This window comes from Paenibacillus zeisoli (genome assembly GCF_003994465.1).
Taxonomy (GTDB): Bacteria; Bacillota; Bacilli; order Paenibacillales; family Paenibacillaceae; genus Fontibacillus; species Fontibacillus zeisoli.
Genome location: NZ_RZNX01000003.1, coordinates 391,298 through 407,686, shown reverse-complemented (window position 1 = coordinate 407,686; position 16,389 = coordinate 391,298). Strand labels below are relative to the sequence as shown.

12 protein-coding genes, 1 pseudogene and 1 riboswitch are annotated in these 16,389 nt (G+C 50.0%); of the genes and pseudogenes, 7 read left to right on the top strand and 6 right to left on the bottom strand.

Going from position 1 to position 16,389, the window contains the following annotated elements; all coding sequences use genetic code 11:
- Window positions 1–20 precede the first annotated feature (20 nt).
- Window positions 21–956, top strand: coding sequence for a hypothetical protein (locus tag EJP77_RS10800; protein WP_246021862.1), 936 nt, complete (start codon window positions 21–23; stop codon window positions 954–956).
- Between the two features lie 147 nt (window positions 957–1,103).
- Window positions 1,104–1,283 (top strand): annotated as a pseudogene (locus EJP77_RS20900) (hypothetical protein); the annotation flags it as partial.
- Window positions 1,284–1,450: 167 nt separating this feature from the next.
- Here EJP77_RS20900 and EJP77_RS10795 read toward each other — a convergent pair.
- Both EJP77_RS10795 and EJP77_RS10790 read right to left on the bottom strand, forming a co-directional pair.
- Window positions 1,451–2,470: a Gfo/Idh/MocA family protein gene (locus EJP77_RS10795; RefSeq protein ID WP_127199241.1), complete on the bottom strand. Its 1,020-nt coding sequence runs from the start codon at window positions 2,468–2,470 to the stop codon at window positions 1,451–1,453.
- A 25-nt stretch (window positions 2,471–2,495) separates the two neighbouring features.
- Window positions 2,496–3,269, bottom strand: coding sequence for a sugar phosphate isomerase/epimerase family protein (locus EJP77_RS10790; protein WP_127199240.1), 774 nt, complete (start codon window positions 3,267–3,269; stop codon window positions 2,496–2,498).
- A gap of 205 nt (window positions 3,270–3,474) precedes the next feature.
- On the opposite strand from EJP77_RS10790, the gene EJP77_RS10785 reads away from it, so the two are divergent.
- From EJP77_RS10785 to EJP77_RS10775, 3 genes are all read left to right on the top strand, one after another.
- Window positions 3,475–4,272, top strand: a complete 798-nt coding sequence (locus EJP77_RS10785) for a helix-turn-helix domain-containing protein (RefSeq protein WP_127199239.1) — start codon at window positions 3,475–3,477, stop codon at window positions 4,270–4,272.
- A 101-nt stretch (window positions 4,273–4,373) separates the two neighbouring features.
- Complete coding sequence (gene msrA, locus EJP77_RS10780; protein WP_127199238.1) at window positions 4,374–5,018, top strand: peptide-methionine (S)-S-oxide reductase MsrA; 645 nt, start codon at window positions 4,374–4,376, stop codon at window positions 5,016–5,018.
- A 98-nt stretch (window positions 5,019–5,116) separates the two neighbouring features.
- Window positions 5,117–5,305, top strand: a complete 189-nt coding sequence (locus EJP77_RS10775) for a hypothetical protein (RefSeq protein WP_127199237.1) — start codon at window positions 5,117–5,119, stop codon at window positions 5,303–5,305.
- Window positions 5,306–5,419: 114 nt separating this feature from the next.
- Here the strand turns inward: EJP77_RS10775 and EJP77_RS10770 are convergent, their stop codons facing one another.
- Window positions 5,420–6,019: a flavin reductase family protein gene (locus tag EJP77_RS10770; protein ID WP_127199236.1), complete on the bottom strand. Its 600-nt coding sequence runs from the start codon at window positions 6,017–6,019 to the stop codon at window positions 5,420–5,422.
- 145 nt (window positions 6,020–6,164) lie between these two features.
- On the opposite strand from EJP77_RS10770, the gene EJP77_RS10765 reads away from it, so the two are divergent.
- Together EJP77_RS10765 and EJP77_RS10760 are read left to right on the top strand one after the other, a co-directional pair.
- Window positions 6,165–6,857, top strand: a complete 693-nt coding sequence (locus tag EJP77_RS10765; RefSeq protein ID WP_127199368.1) for an ArsR/SmtB family transcription factor — start codon at window positions 6,165–6,167, stop codon at window positions 6,855–6,857.
- A 104-nt stretch (window positions 6,858–6,961) separates the two neighbouring features.
- Window positions 6,962–8,419: an HD-GYP domain-containing protein gene (locus EJP77_RS10760; RefSeq protein WP_127199235.1), complete on the top strand. Its 1,458-nt coding sequence runs from the start codon at window positions 6,962–6,964 to the stop codon at window positions 8,417–8,419.
- A gap of 134 nt (window positions 8,420–8,553) precedes the next feature.
- Here the strand turns inward: EJP77_RS10760 and EJP77_RS10755 are convergent, their stop codons facing one another.
- From EJP77_RS10755 to EJP77_RS20655, 3 genes are all read right to left on the bottom strand, one after another.
- On the bottom strand, window positions 8,554–10,392 hold the full coding sequence (locus EJP77_RS10755; RefSeq protein ID WP_127199234.1) for an APC family permease: 1,839 nt from the start codon (window positions 10,390–10,392) through the stop codon (window positions 8,554–8,556).
- A 112-nt stretch (window positions 10,393–10,504) separates the two neighbouring features.
- Window positions 10,505–10,651, bottom strand: a riboswitch (cyclic di-AMP (ydaO/yuaA leader).
- 211 nt (window positions 10,652–10,862) lie between these two features.
- On the bottom strand, window positions 10,863–14,993 hold the full coding sequence (locus EJP77_RS10750; RefSeq protein WP_425464234.1) for a bifunctional 2',3'-cyclic-nucleotide 2'-phosphodiesterase/3'-nucleotidase: 4,131 nt from the start codon (window positions 14,991–14,993) through the stop codon (window positions 10,863–10,865).
- A 298-nt stretch (window positions 14,994–15,291) separates the two neighbouring features.
- A complete protein-coding gene (locus tag EJP77_RS20655; protein WP_185897311.1) occupies window positions 15,292–16,344 on the bottom strand; it encodes a hypothetical protein in 1,053 nt (350 codons plus the stop codon).
- Window positions 16,345–16,389 lie beyond the last annotated feature (45 nt).

Here is a 16,389-nt window from a genome sequence, read left to right as displayed (position 1 = left end):
TAAGAAAGGGGAGAGGATTGTTGACAACTAAGAAATGGGTAAGACAACAACTGGCCGTTCTGCTGGGCATCGCCTTGATTCTGGGTGCATTCAGCGCTTGGCCGAACACACAAGCGGAAGCTGCGAGCAAATACAGCACCTTTGACAAGGTGTCGGTAAAGGGCCCGGTGATTCCCGGCTTATCAGGGGATAAAGAATGGGTGCCTCAAGGGCTTGCCGTGGTACCTAGTAAGAACTGGGTGATTACGTCTCATTACTGGGGTGGCAGCGGAAGTACAGCTACTGCGATTGCGATTACCAGTACTACAACCAAGAAGCGGATCAAGACCTTATATCTCTACGAATCAAGTACCAAGAAGCATACCGGACATGCCGGCGGACTTGCAGTGAGCAAGAGCAATCTGTGGATCGCATCTGGCAAGACGGTATATAAAATCCCGCTCAGCACTCTGTCCAGCAAGAAGGACTACAGCAATGTGGTCATGAAGGGATATCCGCTGGGGCACAAAGCTTCCTATGCGACCTATGCGGAAGGTGTTCTGTGGGTGGGTGAATACATGGACGGTGAGGATGTCGGCAAGAAAATGTGTGATCCCGGCCCCAAAGGCCGTGCTTATGCTTATAAGCTGAACAGCAAGGACGATCTGCCGTCGAAGCCGAAGGCCGCCTATTCGTGGGTCACGCCTGACCGTGTACAGGGCATGTCAATTACGAAGAACCGCGCACTTTACAGCCAATCCTGCGGACGCAGTAACTCGAGTAAGCTGCTCATCTATACACGGGGAGCCTGGGGCAAGCAGATCAGCTCTTTGACTATGCCGCCGATGTCCGAGGGAATTGCCTTATATGGAAGCCAGTTGTACACGAACTTCGAGTCCGGCGCGCGCAAATATGCGAATGGAAGCATGCCGCTCAAAAATATGTACATTATCTACACCAGTAAATTGAAAATGTGAGTTGCAGCGTGTACATCTTTATCTAAGGGTGCTAGAGATGTACAGCTAGGGAACTCAAGTCAAGGAAGCTCCGGACCTGGGTGTCTGGAGCTTCTTCTGTATCTGTTCCTTCCGGCAGAGGGTTGTAAATGAATACAAGTTCGTTCGTATGTATTCAAGTTTTTTTCAACCAAGGAAGCTTTATTAGTAGAGGCGCTGGAAGTCTCATGGACCCGGGTTCTGGATGCATTTAAGCAAGTAGGGCTGCATAATCCGCAGGAGCGTACCTTGATGTTCCTCGCCAGAGGCATGCTGTGCAATATTTCGATGTCGCTGTCTCTGCCTTAGCTGATGTCGACCGAACAATAAGCTTTGCAGGCTTGTTGTTCGGTATTATTGATCAATTAGCTACTTTATAAGCAAGGTTTGGAAAGATGCTGATACTAGGGCCTAGCACCCCACGGATAAAAATAGGCGACCCACCGGGTTAATTCGGGGATCGCCTCTTCTTGGGATTAAAGTTTAACAATTTGCCCGGTTGCCTGGGACTCGAATGCAGCCAGGATAACCTTGAGTGAACGCAGGCCTTCTTCTCCAGAAATGCTCGGAGGCGTCTGACTTTGAATCGATTCTACGAAAGCATCAATGACGCCGCTAGGGACCTGCTTCTCGTTGGTAGCCATGGCGCCAACTTTGTAGGTTTCCACTGTGCCATTGGTTAACTCCACGATAACCTCGTCTCCTTCCACGGTACCGATCTTCATCACTCCGTTCTCACACCAGAGCACGGTGCTGTTATCCCCACCCCGATATTGAGTCCAGCTGGCTACGAGCGTACCGATCGCGCCGCTCTTCATGCGAAGAAGGCAGGCCGCATTGTCGTCGACTTCCGTTCCTTCCTTATCCAGGGTACCGATGAACGAGGCTACTTCAGCTACTTCATCATTCAGCAGGTAGCGGATAAAGTCGGACTTATGAACGCCGAGGTCACCCATAGCTCCAAGGATCGCTTCATCCTTCTCAAAGAACCAGCTGTCCCGGCCGTCTACACTCCACGCGTCTGGGCCCGGGTGGCCGAATGCCGTGCGGAAAGTAATTACTCTACCGAGTTTGCCCGAATCGAGAATTTCCTTGGCCTTCACATGCGGAGGCATCAGGCGCTGGTTGTGTCCAACCATCAGGTAGACGCCGTTCTTCCGTGCGGCCTCAATCATCTGCTGTCCTTCTTCTTCCGCCACAGCCATCGGCTTTTCTACCAGAACATGCACCCCGGCATTGGCAAAAGCAATCGTCATTGGAGCATGCAGGTAGTTCGGTGTACAAATACTGACGGCATCGATCTTCTCGTTGGCCAGAATTTCCTCATAACTGGCGTATGCTTTACCACCATGCTTTTCCGCCATTTCCTGTGCCCGCTCGATCTTGGGATCCGCGAAGGCCACCAATTCGACCTGCTCGTTATTCGTATACTCGGGTACATGACGACGCTGGGCAATGGCTCCGCAGCCGATCACCGCTACTTTAATTTTGCTCATATATTAGAAGTCTCCTTTGATCTTGTTAGAATTGGTTAAGATAATTAAGCTTCAGCCAGTTCAAGCTGTTCGATACGCTCTCGAGCGGCGGGATCTGGCAGAAGTCCTGCTCGACAATCAGCCACTGCACCCCTGCATCCGTGGCTGTCTCAATGACAGCGGGAAGATCTACGGAGCCTTTGCTGAGCTCCAGGGTAACCATTTGGCCCTGCTCATCCTTGCTGAAATCTTTCAAATGAAGCAGCGGCAGGCGGCCTGCATATTTATTGATATAGGCAATCGGATCCTGCCCGGCAAATTGAACCCAGCATACATCGAGCTCCACTTGTACGGCTTCCGGAGTTGTCTCAGCGAACATCGCATCAAAGGCAGTTAACTCCCCAACCTGATCCTGGAATTCAAAATCATGGTTATGATAGCCGAAGATCAGGCCCTGCTTGCGTGCTTCAGCACCTGCCTCCTGCAGGAAGGAGAACAGCTCTTTCCAGGCGTCTCCTTGCGGACGGTCTTCAGGTGCTAGGTAGGGACAAATGATATATTCAGCCCCGATAGTCTTAAGGTAGTCAATTTCCTTCTGAAGGTTTGTGCGCATCGCCTGAAGTGGGACATGGCTGCTGATCGCCTTTAGACCAAGCTCGTCTAAGAGCGCTTTCATTTCATCGGCTGGATTATCGCCGTAACCCGCAAATTCCACTCCTTCATAGCCAAGCTCCGCTACCTTGCGCAGCGTGCCGCGGAAATCCTCTGCCGTCTCATCGCGAAGCGTATACAGCTGCAAACCAATACCCAATCTTCTCAATTCACACACCTCATTCTATGGAATATATTAAGTGCTCTATCTGATTCCAGAATAAATGAAAATGAGCTAAAATGAACATACACAATCTACGCATAACCTGAACTATTTGATTACATTTTATATGATATGGATTGAACTAGGGATTGCATAACCGTGCTTAACGTTTATTTTGGAAGTTCATTCCATAGGGAGGACCACAAACCATATGGGGACAAGCTTGCTCATTTGCGATTATTCTTATCACTCCAAGCCTTTTGTACAGAACCATCGTGCTGGATTAACCAATTATCTGTTCAGACTGCAGACGGAAGGCTCCTGCAAGGTATACTGCCGCGGGAGGGAGTATAACGTACAGACCGGAGATCTGATACTGCTTAAACCCGGGGAGGACTATGCCCTTGAGGTGATTGACACCGATCATAGCGGCCGGATGTCCAGCGGGGACTATTATATTTTTTGTGAGGGCACATGGATTGATGAATGGTGGAGCCGCACTACCAGACCTGTCGTTCACAATATCGGAGTGGATGAGAAGCTGCTTCGGCTGTGGCAGAACCTGCTGATCGAGAAGCGGCGGGGGCCGCTGGAGGAGAGCAGCGAGATCATGGATTATTTGCTAAAAGGGTTATGCTTGTACATCGACCGGGCCATTGCGGAGAATACGCAGTCCAACCGGACAGGATTTGCTGCTCTAAGACTGAAGCGGTTCATCGAAGAGCATGCGACAGTGACCTTCAAGCTGGAAGAGGCGGCTAAATATGCCGGACTTAGTCTGTCCCGCTCCGTGCGTCTCTTCAAAGACTATTACGGAATGACCATGATCGGCTATGCGACCGAGATCAGACTCAATGCCGCTCTGGAGCGGATGAAATACAGCTCGATGACCCTGGAGAACATCGCAGAGACGTGCGGGTTCTCCAGCTACTCCTATTTCCACCGCGTATTTCGGGCCAAATTCGGGATATCCCCGAATGTGTACAGAGCGAAGGAAGGAGGAGGCTAGGGAAGAGCTTGGAGTGTAGTGATCAGAGGGAGCCATTCTGAATTATTCTAGGGCAGAATGGCGGGGTAAGTCATGATATTTTATTCGCAGGAGGGATCACGATGTCTTCTAATCCAACAAAGCTTTTAGAGACTGCGACGCTCGGCATGGGCTGTTTCTGGAGCCCTGATGCATTATTCGGCAGCCTGCCTGGCGTGATTAGAACTCAAACGGGCTATGCCGGAGGAACAACAGCGCAGCCCTCTTACCGAGATATGGGCGATCATTCCGAAATGGTCCAATTGGACTTTGACCCGGAGATTCTCAGCTTTGAAGAAGTCCTGCGTATTTTCTGGAACAACCATAACCCGGTTAATATCAACGATTATAAAGGGCGGCAATACAGATCAATGGTGCTGTATCATAATGTGCAGCAGAGGGGTCAGGCGGAGCAGGTAATCAGGGAACGAGAACGGGCAGGAAAAGTGAAGCCTGAAACGGAGATTTCGCCTTTTACTGCATTCTACCCGGCTGAGGAGCGGCACCAGAAATATTACCTTCACCGCTATCCAGATGCGGTGGAGAAGCTTAGCTCCATCTACCCGTCCCATCAAGAGTTGGTGAATTCAACCCTTGCAGCCCGCTTGAACGGATTAGCGAAGGGCTACGTAAATCTCGCTCAAATTAAGCAGGAAATTTCCGGATGGAAGGTGCATGAAGATGAGCGGGATCACTGGCTTGATCTAATCTCACGAATCAGGTGGTAAGAAAAAATGTGATTCTTGTCATATTGTGAAATAAATCACAATATAGGGGTGAGGGGTGTGATATATTTAACTCGTAAAGAAGATAAGGAGTGATTAAGATGAGAACAGTAGACCAAGAAGTAGTAACCAGAAACCTTATGCAGTTCTGCTATACCTGTGAGGATGCACATTTATGTACTACAGAAGCTGCTTGTCAGGAGTGTTGGGCAGCCAAAGGATTGCTTAATCTCGAAGAGCAGGATGGCGCCGAAGAGACCCGCGCACTACTTCAAGAATACTATGCTTGATCTGTCAACATCCTCACAGTCCATGAAGAGGCAAACCTGATCTTACCCGGTAGAGGGAGAGGTCAGGTTTGTCTTTTTCTATGTGATTGTTATGAAGCTTTACTCAAGCTCTCATTATACCTTTGCCCGGAATGACTTCCCGAGAGGCTGCCCGAGACCGAAATAGTGCCGGAAATTGTAGATCAAAGGACTCCATTTGTTCGGATCAATATAATTCTGCTCCAAGATAATCTCTTCGTGCACATGAACCTGGAGAACCTCAGTTTCTACTATGGCGAAGATGGGCTGATCATCGGGAACACGAATATGCTTGACCTTTGCTTCAAGCTGTATAGGGCACTCCGCTATTCGATCCGGCTGGACCGATAGGGACTGAACCGGAGTTAACCCGCTCGCGGAATACTTATCCTTCTCATATGTAAACCCCATATCTTTCTTGTCTTGTGGCACGCTTTCCTTCCCCGTAAATGGAGCCAACCGCTCAACATGTTCCCACAGCGAAGGCCCTGGAACGTTAATTACGCATTCAGGGTGTTTCTGCAGGTTCTCGAAAGCTTTTCCACTGACACCAAGACCTAATACGATACTGTAGCCCAGTGCCCATGATGAAGAGATTGGACTAATATTCACGCTTCTATCCTCGTTCAAGGTATTTAGCAGAATAACCGGAGTGCCGTAGTACAGAATACTCGGGTTAATGGTTATTGTCTTCATGATAATCTCCTCCCATTGCAAGTTCCCCCTTTATTGTAGAATATAGACATTTCAATTATCATCGAAATATGGATTACATACCTGATCGAACGGAATGGAACGTATAACGTTTGGGGGAGTTGATGGAGTGAAAATGAAAATGAATATGGAGATGAGCAGCAGCGTTGCTCTGGTAGCCTCACTTGCAAGCGAACCTACTCGTGCTGCCATATTAACCGCATTGCTTGACGGAAGGCTGCATCCAGCGGGCGATCTAGCTTATATGGCAGGCATTAAGCCGCAGACAGCCAGCTTTCATCTCGCCAAAATGGTTGAGGCTGGTGTGATCTCCGTTACCAAACAAGGAAGACACCGGTATTACGGCATACCTGATCAGCAGGTCGCCCAGGTGATGGAATCTTTACTATCGATCTCTAGGCCCGGGGAGATAAGATCGCTGAGACAAGCTCAGCAAGATGAGCGAATCCGAATGGCCAGAACTTGTTATGACCACATTGCAGGGAAGCTGGGTGTACAAATCGCGAGTTCACTGCTGAATCTTGGTGTACTTGAAGCAGATCAGGGTCAGAATCAATTCAAATTAACGGAGGAAGGTGAGAATTTCTTCAGCCGCCTGCAGATTGATGTGGCTGAAGTTAAGCGGAGAAGGCGTTCCTTTTCCCATAAATGCCTGGATTGGAGTGAAAGGCAGCATCATTTGGCGGGATCGCTGGGTGAAGCCCTTTTACATAAAATGATTGAGCTGCAGTGGATTGAGCGTTTACCTGACACGAGGGCTATTCGAGTTACGGATGAGGGCAGACAAGCGCTTCAGGAGAGATTCCTTATCGAAATCTAAGAGAAATTTATGCAAGGCATGAATATTCTACCGTCTTATTTTGTGTTACACTGTAGGGGCTTGAGGCTAAATGCCTATTAGTTTTGTTGAAGGGGATATTTTTGATGAAATTGCGTGATGTTGTCGGTCCTGTTATGGCTGTAATCGTGCCTTTCGTACTATTTGAGATTCTCAGGACACATCCTTCATGGGATGTCCCCATGGTTGCACTCAAAGGACATTTCTATGTGGTCAGCTCGGTCGCTATGCTGTCCATGATGGTAGCTATAGCTGTAGGAATCGCGGGACATCGCGTAAGAAATATAAAGGTCAGCTTTCTCGCATTGGCCTTCATTTCGTTAGGTGAAATATTCACGGTCCATGGACTGTCCACCCCTAATCTCATGATGCATGCTTCACATCTGCCTGGAGTTGCAGCACAGGCGAGCACGCTGCTTGCGACTTTCTGGTTGTGGTTGTCTTCGATGTCATCCGATTCAGCGCTTATTGTAAGGTTGTCCGGGCTGCAGGGCCGGCTGATCCCGGTATGGTTGGTTATTATTGTAGTTCTCAGCATCGTAAGCATTATGAATCCGCATCTAATGAATCTCATTCCGCTGGATCAGAACCCTTTGAAGTGGCCGGTTGCCTGTCTTGTGGCGGTCATGAACCTGATTACGATATACCGATATTTCCAATCCTACCGTTATTCCCGGTTCCCGTTGCAGAAAGCAATCATCTACAGCTGCTGCTGGCTTATAGTAGCCCAGTATATTATGTCGGCAGGGGAGTTGTGGCGTGTTAGCTGGTGGATGTATCACTTCCTCCTCCTGGCTTCAATGATTGTGATGATCACGGGACTGCTTCGCCAGTATGCTTCCAACCCTTCATGGAATATGACCTTCAAGGGGCTTTACTCGACAGATCCGATGGAGCGGATTACGAGCTGCCTGTCTCCCAGTGTGAGGAACTTGATTCATGCAACCGAAGAGAAGGACTTGTATACGGCTGGACATAACTTTAGAGTTACGATGTATGCGATGAAGCTTGGCGAGGAGATGAAGCTGTCACCCGAGGAGCTGCGGGCGATTTCCCAAGGGACCATTATCCATGATGTCGGCAAGATCCATGTTCCCAATGAAGTCCTGAACAAGCCGGGGCGTCTGACACCGGAGGAGAGGGAGATTATAGAGCTCCACCCGGTCAAAGGCTATGAGATGTGCCGTACGCTTGGATTTATGAAGGATGAGCTGGATATTATCCGTTACCATCATGAGAAGTGGGATGGCACCGGATATCCGGACCAGTTGAAAGGGGAAGAGATTCCCTTGTTGGCCAGAATCGTAGCTGTAGCCGATGTATATGATGCGTTAACCTCAACCAGAGCCTACCGGAAGGCCTGGACCCACGAAGAAGCGATGAAGCTGATTACCCGGGATCAGGGAACTCATTTCGATGCGGATTGTGTGATGGCCTGGATTCGCGTATGCGAGAAGGATCCGCAAGTCTATGAGTATCCTGCGCATCTGGTTGAAGAATGGGATCAGAAAAGGACGCTGACTGTACCAGAGGGCAGTGCCTAAAGAGACCGGAGCCATTAGATAGAGTTAGAACGAATGAGGCACAAGTTACAGTTATTTTAAAAAATAGATTAAGACTTAAAGGGGTAGTTCCGGCATGCCGATAATTTGGCTGCCGGGGCTACCCCTTTGTGCTTTTATTTGGTTAGATGATATGGAACTGTAGTTACAATGACTTTTCTCCGGTACAGCAGCTTGGTGCGAATCACAAGGCCGGACTGATTGTGGAGGATGTTGTGCCAGCCCTTCTTAGGGATGAACTGGGGAATTACCACGGTGACCTGATAATTCGATTCGCTTGCCTTACGCTGGACCGTGTCCACAAATTTGAGAAGCGGCTGGATGATACTGCGGTAAGGCGAGTACAATGTGACCAGTCTGACATCAGGCTGCCACTTCATCCATTTGGCTTCAAAATCGTTCTCTTCCTGCCTTTCAAAAGGCACATATACCGCAATGACTTGATGCGGGTTAAGCGACTTGGCATAGTTCAGTGAGTTCTCAACTACGTGCGTGATCCCCGCAACCGGAACGATGATGACGTTGCCTTCAATGGGCATGGCAGGCTCACAGGTTGTAAGACGCAGCTGGTCTCCCACGGCTAGATAATGCTTTTTGATCCGGTAGAAGATATAGATGATAATGGGCAGGAAGATCAATACAGGCCATACCTGCGCGAATTTGGTCAGGAAGAACATAATGGTAACGATCAAGCTGATCAAGGCACCGATGCTGTTGATGATGAGTTTGGGCATCCAGCCGCTCGGCTTCTCCCGAACCCATTTGAAGATCATGCCGGTCTGGGACAGGGTGAACGGGATGAACACGCCCACAGCATACAGCGGAATCAGGTGCTCTGTCTGACCTTTAAACACCAGGATCAACAGGATGGAGCAGACTCCGAGAATAATAATACCGTTAGAATACCCCAATCGGTCTCCGCGAACCGTGAACATTCTGGGAATGAACTTATCCTTCGCCAGATTGACAGCCAGCAGCGGGAATGCGGAATACCCCGTGTTGGCAGCGAGAATCAAGATTAAAGCGGTCGTCCCCTGAATGAAGTAGTACATGAAATTCCGTCCAAAGGTCTGTTCGGCAATTTGCGAGACGACAGTGACCTTGGCCTGAGGCGCAACCCCGTAGTAGTAAGCCATGAACACGATCCCGGTGAACAGCAAGGCAAGCAGTGTCCCCATCGCCATTAAGGTCTTGGAGGCGTTATTTGGGGCTGGGTCCTTGAAGTTCGGAATCGCGTTGGAGATCGCTTCTACACCGGTGAGCGCCGAACTCCCGGAAGCAAACGCCTTGAGAAGCAGGAACAGGCTAATCCCCGCTACAGGCGTACCCACAGGGGTATGCAGCTCAGGAGATACGTGGCCGGTCAGAATGTTGTAGATCCCTACTCCAATCAGAATGAACAGAGCCAGAACGAACAGATACACCGGATAGGCCAGAATGGAAGCGGACTCCGTCACCCCTCGAAGGTTCAAGGTCGTAATGAGTAACACGAATACGATGGCAATTACCACGGTATAGGGATGCAGGCTTGGAAAAGCAGAGGTGATGGCATCCGTACCCGCCGACACACTCACCGCAACGGTCAGGATGTAGTCGACCAGCAGGGAGCCTCCGGCAACCAGGCCGTAATTCATGCCGAGGTTCTCTTTGGAGACGACATAAGCTCCGCCGCCGTGCGGGTAAGCAAAGATGATCTGCCGATAAGATAAAATAAGTGCGGAGAGCAGTACCAGCACACCCACCGCAATCGGGATAGAATACCAGAAGGCCGCCGCACTAAGGGTAACCAGAACAATCAAGATCTGTTCAGGACCGTAGGCTACGGACGATAGTGCATCGGATGAAAGGATTGCTAGGGCTTTGGTTTTATTAAGCTTTTGTTCGCCAAGCTCATTGGATTTAAGCGGGCGACCAATTAGGAATCTTTTGAGAGCTGACAATCTTTTCACCACCATTTACGTCAATAATTTTAACAACTCAAGTACACCGTACGAAGTATAAAATGCCCACCAGCCTAATCTTAAATACTGTGGGCACATGGATATTTTCACTTCTCTTAAGCTCCACCTTCCTTCTCAAATAACGCTTACGGAGTTAGCTGTCGGATTCGGGCCCTTGAGTAGCCCTACCTTGGAAAGGATTCACCCCTGGATTGCTGCGGCAATCCGCTTGAACGGTTCCCCCGTACTTTGCAAGTTTCAGCGATTTGGAAATTGAAACCGATGCTTATATTACTCCCCTCTAACATCCTTGTAAACACTTTTTCATCCGCATTAAACCGCTTGTCCCACGGTTAAATAAGGTTGGATTTAAGCAAGCGGTTTCATTTGTTTGTACGCAAGGAAATTCCTTTCATGCACATTTTTGTCATAAAATGAAGAACCCCTTCCGGACATTCGGAGGGGTTCGCTTATTAGATATAAGATTAGTTCACTTTCGTAATGCGGTTCTCAATCTTCGCATCAATGTCTTTGCCAGCGAATTTTGTTTTTACATAATCAATAAATGCATCAAGATCCACGGCGCCCGCTTCACGGTTCGTGCCTTTAGTCAGAACCGTGTAGCCATCTCCGCCTGAAGCCATGAAGTCATTCACCGCGATTGTATAGTTAGCCGCGTCATCGATGGGTGTACCATCGGCTTTCTTAATCTCGGTAATCTTGGAGCCATCCGGCTTGCTGCTATCGTATTTGTAAGTTAAGCCGGAGACTTGACCAATACGGATAGTCGTACCGTTCCATTGCTGGTTAAGCAGCTCCTTGATCTGTGCTCCGGTCAAGGTCAGCTTCACCAACGCATTACCGAAAGGTTCTACCCCGAACATGTTGCCATAAGTGATATTGCCCTGCGGCAGGTCATTACGGATACCGCCGGAGTTCATGAACCCGAAGTCGGCCTTCATCGTCTCGCGCATGCTGTCCGCAATCAGATTGCCGAGAGCTGACTCGCCGGACGCATTGGCTGTACGGGTAATTGCAGCCGCAGTCTTGCCTACAGCAGCGTTCATTACTGGAGCATTCTTCGCTAGATAGTCACTGACCATCTTGGTGATTTCCGCATCCGGTGTGATCCCTTCATGCTTCGTATCCACAATAGCTGCTTTCTTGCTGATAATATTCTGGGAGGCACGGTCAATTTCTAGATCTAGATCAGAGAAAGCAACACCGTAAGAATAAGCTTCTACGATCAGCTTGCCGTCAACCACAGCATTCAGACCGCCATGGTCATGGCCTCCAAGAATCACATCGACCTCATCATCTACGCCGTTCGCCAGGTCTACGACTTCACCAGTCGGCGCGTCCTTGGAGCCGGCGAATGGATCGTGAGCCAGAATGACGATCGATTTGATGCCTTGTGCCTTAAGTTCAGCTACGGCTTTGTTCACGGCTGTAGTCTGATCTGTGAAGGTAAGGCCCTTGATACCGGCCGGGCTGACGATAGTAGGTGTGGTGTTCGTAACCACCCCGATAAACCCGATTTTCACGCCGCCCACTTCCTTAACGGTGTACGCCGGGAGGAACGGTTTGCCGTCCGCATCAAGGACGTTCGCCACCACGTAAGGGAAGTTGGCACCCGCAAAGTCATGTCCGTCTTTCGGGTTCTTGCCGCCATGAATCAGACGGAGTGCTTCTGCCGTACCCTTGTCAAATTCGTGGTTACCTACGGTTCCCACCGCGAAGCCGAGACGGTTAAGGAAATCAATGGTCGGCTCGTCCTGCAGCAGAGCGGACACAGGGGAACTTGCGCCAACCGCATCGCCTGCATGAACAAGCAGGGTGTTCGGGTTCTTTGCTTTGTACTGCTTCAGGTAAGCTGCGAGATAGTCCGCTCCCCCAACGGTGGAGGTCACTTTGCCTGTGGCATCCTTGTAATCTTTCTTGTAGTCCAGCTGGCCGTGGAAGTCATTAATGCCAAGCAGCTGTACAGAAATGTTCGTGATCAGCGTATCTACTACCTTCGCTGCTTCTGCGCGGTTTGAAGTTGCCGCAGGCTCGAATTTGCCACCACTGCGGCCGTTCATTAGGCCACGGTCCACAACGACGTTGATTTCAGCTTTGGACCATGCGCTCACTTTGGCACTGTCCGCAAACTTTGCTTCGGTGCTGACTTTGAGTTTCTCACCGGCTTTAATATCCAGTGCATGCTTCGCCATGACAGCCATCTCTTCGCGTGTTACCGGCTTATTCGGTTCAAAGGTAGATTTGCTAGTTCCATTAATGAGCCCGTTCTCGTAAGCGGCAATGACAGCGCCTGCGAACCAGCTCTTGTCGGATACATCCTTAAATGTGGATTTGCCCTTTGCCTTCAGGTTCAGCGCCTTCACCAGCAGGTTGGCGAACTCTGCACGGGTTACGGAAGCGTTCGGGTCAAAGGTCGATGCTGTCTTACCTGTCACAATCTGTTTGGAGACCAGGTCACGGATATAAGTGAAGGCCCAGTGTGCGGCAGGAACATCCTTGAAAATTGGGGCTTCAGGAGTTGGTGTACCCGGTTGTTCCGGTGTTGGAACCGGAGCGACTGCCTTGCTCAGATCCAGCTTGAAGATGCCGAAGCCTTTGTCATCGGTCTTGTTCGTATACTGAATGTTGTTCGTCAGCTTCGCGTACTGCTCGGCTTTTGGAGACGAAGTGAAGGTCACATTAACATCCGGATTAATCGGTGCAATAGACCAGTTGTTGTCCGCTGTAGGATTGATCTCTTTGTTGGCGGAAATGTAGTTCATCAGAATTTGACGGTTCTCATCCGGGCTGTCGATGATGTACTTGCTTCCTTTGACGCCAGGGAAGTTACCGCCGCCGCTTGCGCGGTAGTTATTGGTAGCCACGATGAAGTCCTGGTTCGGATCCACAGGCTTGCCTTGGTACTGCAGGTTCACGATCCGGCTGCTGTTCGCATCATTCACCGTACCGTCGATGTTGTACTTCGCCGGCTTGGTGACATCGACCTGGTATGTCACGCCGTCAATCACATCAAAGTTATACACCTGGAAGCTCGGGTTCAGAAGCGGCTGTTCATCCTTCTTGGAAGGATCGATCTGGTTGAACTTGCCGGCGGACATTTCCAGCCACTCCTTAACAACAGAACCTTTGACCAGGATGGCCTTGAGGGTATTGTCATACAAATACAGGTCGCCAGCGCTCTTAATGGCCAGAGGACCTTTCGCGATTTCGGTGAATTCTTCAGGGCCGTTACGTCCTGCCTTGAATGGAGCTCCTACGGACAGAATTGGTGTCTTGGCATACTCCGGCAGGTTCTTCTTCACATAGTCAGCAACGTAGTCTCTTTGCGCGTTCGTAACGATTTGAACCGAAGGGTCGTCCTGAACGAGTGCAAAATAGCTGTGGATTGGAGCCGTGGTGGTTCCGATCGGGCTGTTCGCATAGGTCATAGTCGCTTCATGGTCAGGTGTAATGGCATCCACCACGGCCTGATCAGGCTCTGCGAGAGACTTCTTGTTCGCAGCATCATAGATGGCTTTGGTAGAGGATTGGGAAGAGGCTACTTTCCATACCCCGTCTTTCTTCTCCAAAGTCAAATCGATAATACCTAGGTTGCTTCCGCCATATCCGGCCTGAACTGCAGGCACGCCATTGATAGTTCCCTTGGTGTTGTCCACTTCTGGGAGGACATTGCCTGCCGAGTCTTTGAACAGAGCATCCAGGGCTTTGTCGGAAGCGGCAGGGAACACCTTGTGAGTATGAGAGAAGGTGATGGCATCGATGCCAGGCACTTTACTCAGTGGAAGGACGACATCCTCGTCTTTCACGTAAGGCTTCGCCTTGCTGTTGAAGCCGGTATGAGCCATCGCGATGACGATATCGGCGCCCGCTTTTCTCATCTCGGGAACGAACTTCTCGGCAGTAGCCACGATATCCTTCGAAATGACTTTGCCTTCGAGATTGGCCTTGTCCCATTCCGTAATCTGCGGAGTCACGAGACCGAGCACACCGATCTTGACGGTCTGATCCTGACCTGCTTCATCTTTGTAAGTCTTGGTGATAATTTCATATGGCTTGAAACGGTTAACGTCATTATCAGGGTTGCTGTCTTTATCATCTTTGTAGACATTTGCGTTGATGTAAGGGAAATTCGCCTTCTTCACCACTTGATCCAGGAAATCAAGACCATAGTTGAACTCGTGGTTGCCGAGTGTAGCGGCGTCATAGCCCATCAGGTTCATGGCTTTATAGACGGCATGAGTCTGATCCGGCTTAACAGGGTTCACAAGCGCCTCATATGTACCCAGGGGCGTACCTTGAATTAAGTCACCGTTATCGACGAGCAGGGTGTTAGGCTGCTCCTTACGGGCTTCCTTCACAAGAGTTGCGGTTCTCGCCAGGCCTACAGTAGGCGCTGCAGCACTCTTGTAATAGTCATAGGACATCAGATTGGTATGAACATCCGTCGTCTCCATGATTCTGAGCTTTAATGGAGAATTTGCTGCGGCTGCGGCATCCGCAGAGGCAAGCACACCGTGGAAAGGCAGTGCAAGCAAGCTTAAAGCCAAGGAAGATGTAATCACTTTGCTAAGTTTTTTTGGTAGTCCCTTGTTCACGTAATTCTTCATCCCTCTCATTGAGTAGTCTATGAATCTTGCATGTACACCCATATAATAATGGAGATTTATTAAAAGAGATACAGATTTTAGATAAATAGGTCATTAGAATGTAAATTTATTGAACTCAGGTTAATAATAAGCTGCAAAAATAAAGCTGCTGGCCTAGATTTCAATTATCTGGAGTAAAATGGAAGTTAATTGTAAACCTAAGATCTGATCGTTGTGAAAAGAAAACACAAAGAAATCGCCCTTATCGGGCGACTTCTCTAAATGCTGTGCTTGGAATAGGAATTCCCTAACCTTGCTCTTGTTCCTTCTCCTTTTCTTTCTCTTTCTCGCCACCAAACTGAACGCCCAGATGGCCATTATGGCTGCCGAGGTTACCCCCAATGTCAAAACCTACCCCTTTGCCGCCGCCCATATGGGCATCACTGTGAATCCCTACGCCATGATTACCTCCGACTTTGCCGCCCACGTCGTAGCCGACTCCCTTGCCAATGCCAAGGTGGCCGCCGGCGTGCGCGCCAATACCGTTCTTGCCGCCTACATTGGCTCCGGCGTCAAAGCCGAAGCCCTGCTTCAGGCTCAGGTCAGCGCCGGCATGGGCGCCTATGCCATAGGTGCTGCCGCCCAAGTGTCCCTTGGCCTGGGCACCGATCCCTTGCGCGCCGATATGGCCTTCGCCTTGAAGCCCTAGCCCATGACTGCCGCCAATCTTGGCTCCCGTGTCCACCTGAAGGCCCTGACCACCGCCAAGGCTGGTATCGGCATGGACACCCAGGCCGTAACTGCTGCCGCCCAGGTGGCCGCCAGCCTTAAGCCCGGCTCCCTGGCCGCCGCCGAGGTGCCCGGCGGTCTGTACACCAACCCCATGCTCGCCGCCCAGGTTTCCGGCCGCATCGAAGGCTACCCCTTGGCCGCCGCCAATTTGGGCATCTGCATGAGCATCAAGCCCGTATTTGCCGCCATACTGGGCTTTGGACTGAAGGTTCATCTCGAAATCCCGGGGCTTATTCACAGGGCCCTCATTTCTACCATGGTGCTGTCCGCCCCCGTGATGATGCTCATCCTCGTGATGTCCGAATCCGCCTCCATGGTGATATCCGGGATATCCCCCGCCAGGGAAATACCCGGGATACGGATAGCCGAAATAGGGAGGAAAGGGCGGATAGAAAGGATAGGGAGGATATGAAGGATAAGGGTAGGGCGGGTATACTTTTGGATAAGGGTAAAGATAAGGACTAGGGTAAGAATACGGGTAAATGGAGCGATAGGCAGGATATCTATTTGGGACATACTGCGGATACGCCGTCTGAACAGTGTGGCCGGTACTCACGTCTCTTCTCATACAGGAACCCTCCAATAATATTGATGATGTAGCCTATTCACAAAT